Consider the following 2,631-nt stretch of genomic DNA (forward strand, 5'->3'; position numbering starts at 1 on the left):
CAGATTACACCGCAACTTACTTTCTCTTCCATACACCAGAAATCAGCATAGCTCCCGAGAAAAGTTTCAAACTTTAATGTTCAAGTTCTAATCTTTATTGTCAGAGTTCAGATCTTAGTTGTCCACCGACACTTGGTACTTCGTAACTATGAAGTGTCCGGAATGTATGTTTGGTGCAAGTTCGAGTTCAACCCGTTTACTAGGGCTGCTCATTTAGGTGGTTTTTCCTGTCAAAATGAGCATTTTTATAGTGAAGTCGGCGATTTTCCATATGAACAATAACACCCAAATAAAAGAGTCGTTATGATGGCTTAATAGCAATATTTATTGGAAGTTAGGTGTCTAATGCCACATGATTTTTTGGATAAAAAGAAAAAGCCGCTGAGTTCTTCTGGCGGAGGGTACAAGCCTCTTCATGATGAAGAGGCTCTAAGAAAACCACCAGTTCGAGAGGAAACGGTTAGAGAGCGTGCAGCACGTCAGCGCCGAGAGCGTCAAGCCGAATTAACCTTTACCCAAGAAGACTACGACCGATGGGCGAGGAACCGTGAACGCGTCATTGCTGAGCGTCAACAGGTCACTTTTGAACTTGGTTGGATGCAATCGCCTGTCACGCAGTCACAAGATGAACTGTGGGAAAGTCTTTTCACCTCAGAAACCACGGAAGAACAAAAGCAAACCATCAAACAGTGCAATGTTCATCTTAACGACCCCGTCCGTCAGGGGGAAATTGTTCTACTCCCTACCACGCTGCCGCAAACACCAGACGAGCAGAGTTTGCTCGATAAATGGTTAGAAGAAGCCAAGATTGCCAGCGCTGAATTAGGCAAACTTCTGGGTGAGGAAGTGGCCACCCTTAATCGTCATTTTGAACTTTTCTCCCATCAGTTGGATGAAAGAATTCGCAAAGATGGTTTACCAACGGATTTCTATGCTCAAGTGGCTACGGGCGTTGGGGCTACGTCTGCACTTGTCGAACAAAACCTAAAGAACATTCAAAACGTGCTGTTAGAGATCAACAACCTCTATGTTTCTCAAGTCGCAATGGCGAGTCGTACTGGAGGGATGGGGATGAATTACGGTGCATTCGTTGCTGACCGTGCTGATCTGTTTAAAAAGCTCGATGGTTCATTCGCGATGTTGTCTAAGCGCAGTGTTCAACTCCCTATTTACACGCAAATCAAGCGTAACCTCAAACTCTCCACTAAGTCCGTTATTCACAATGCGGATGAAATTTTAAAAACCGGCTTTGTGAAAGAGCTTGGTAAGCGCATTGGCAATATTTCGATAGGTATCACGGCGTCTAGAGGTTTGGGGTATGTCGGTTTAGTGATAGGTGCTGCCAGTGGTATGAGTAATATCTATGAGGCGTGCAAGGTTGATAGTACGGGGAATTGTGGTAAGACAACAACCCGTGAAATTGGCGGGTTTATTGGTGGCTTTGTGGGCGGCTCAGTTGGTGCAGAGTTACTAACAGGGGGTGTAATGCTTGTGTTGGGCGTAGTAGGTGTAAGTTCTGCTCCTGTACTTGCTATTGCTGCAATAGGTTCTTTTGTTGTCGGAGGAGCCGTTGGTGGTGTGGCTGGTGCTACTACTGGGAAGTGGGGAGCTGACTTTATATATGAAAGTGCAGAATCAGCTTTGAGGTGATTTTATGTTGGATTGGTTAGTGGTTTCGTTTGGTTTCTATGCCCTTATTTGGTCTGTTCCTGCGGTAGTTATGAGTTCTATGGTTTCTTTAGGCGATCCTCAGAGAATAGTTTTTATTGACCATCAATTATCAAAAAATGTTGATAAATTGCACCGGCATCCAAGATGTATGATTTCATCAAACATTGCTTGCCGCTTGTTTGGATTCTGGGTTATTTACCCTTTTATACGATCTAGAGCAACAACGAATTCTAAAAAATTTAAAGTCTTTATGTGGGTTAATACGTTAGGCATGTGGAGTTGGTTAATTGTTTTCTTTCTAGCTTTTCTTGAAAGAGGGCTAGGGATTTCATTCTGATTAAACTTGCGAACTCAGTCCTTACTCGGTGAATAACGTCAAAATGTCATTGCCATTTTGACGTTATGCATCTTTAGATGTGTCCTTCCAACCGTTGCCATCGTCATAGCGCGTGAGTTCTCTTTCCATTAAGTCTTTGATCTCTATATATCGAGTGTCATCAGGAGCATGGTGAGACGCTGAGCGCTTTGCTGCCGCTAGGTTCTTCATGAAGATGCTTTCTTCCTCAATTTTCTTTTCTTTCGCATTGAAGTATGTAACGTGAAAAGTCGGCATAAAATCGGTGTCCTCAGTAGGTTTGTGTTTTACAGTGCAAATTTCGTAGCGATATTACATCTGATGGTGAATTGGATGAACAAGGATGTGCGCTTGATGTGTCTGGGCATTCCATTCTTTCATTTCAGCAAGGAACAGGCCGTGGTGGTTGATGGACTCGATGAGCTCTGGGGCGCGTTCTAATTGGATTAGCATCGATAGCGGTGTAACTTGGTTGTGTTCCTGGTCAAAGCCGTGCTCGATTTGGTCTTCAATCATGTAAAGAATATCAGGTTCCGCCTCGCTGCCTTCTTCGTAAGCGTCTTTAAATCGACTCATTGACTTTCAAGCCTCAACACAGATACCGC

General features: G+C 43.8%; 3 protein-coding genes and 1 pseudogene. 2 read left to right on the forward strand and 2 right to left on the reverse strand.

Annotation, left to right across the window (positions count from 1 at the left end; genetic code table 11):
- Positions 1 to 345: 345 nt before the first annotated feature.
- Both ACED46_RS21700 and ACED46_RS21705 read left to right on the forward strand, forming a co-directional pair.
- Positions 346 to 1,650 carry a hypothetical protein gene (locus ACED46_RS21700; RefSeq protein WP_371722433.1) on the forward strand — a complete coding sequence of 435 codons (1,305 nt, stop codon included), beginning with the start codon at positions 346 to 348 and terminating at the stop codon, positions 1,648 to 1,650.
- A 4-nt stretch (positions 1,651 to 1,654) separates the two neighbouring features.
- Positions 1,655 to 2,008 (forward strand): hypothetical protein, encoded by a 354-nt coding sequence (locus tag ACED46_RS21705; protein WP_045493099.1) that lies wholly within the window; start codon positions 1,655 to 1,657, stop codon positions 2,006 to 2,008.
- Positions 2,009 to 2,071: 63 nt separating this feature from the next.
- Here the strand turns inward: ACED46_RS21705 and ACED46_RS21710 are convergent, their stop codons facing one another.
- Together ACED46_RS21710 and ACED46_RS21715 are read right to left on the reverse strand one after the other, a co-directional pair.
- Entirely contained in the window at positions 2,072 to 2,284 is a 213-nt protein-coding gene (locus tag ACED46_RS21710; RefSeq protein WP_069545225.1) for a hypothetical protein, read from the reverse strand.
- A gap of 54 nt (positions 2,285 to 2,338) precedes the next feature.
- A pseudogene (locus ACED46_RS21715) lies at positions 2,339 to 2,581 on the reverse strand (DUF2913 family protein); the annotation flags it as partial.
- Positions 2,582 to 2,631: the final 50 nt, after the last annotated feature.

This window comes from Vibrio sp. 1S139, from assembly GCF_041439475.1.
Taxonomy (GTDB): Bacteria; Pseudomonadota; Gammaproteobacteria; order Enterobacterales; family Vibrionaceae; genus Vibrio; species Vibrio crassostreae_C.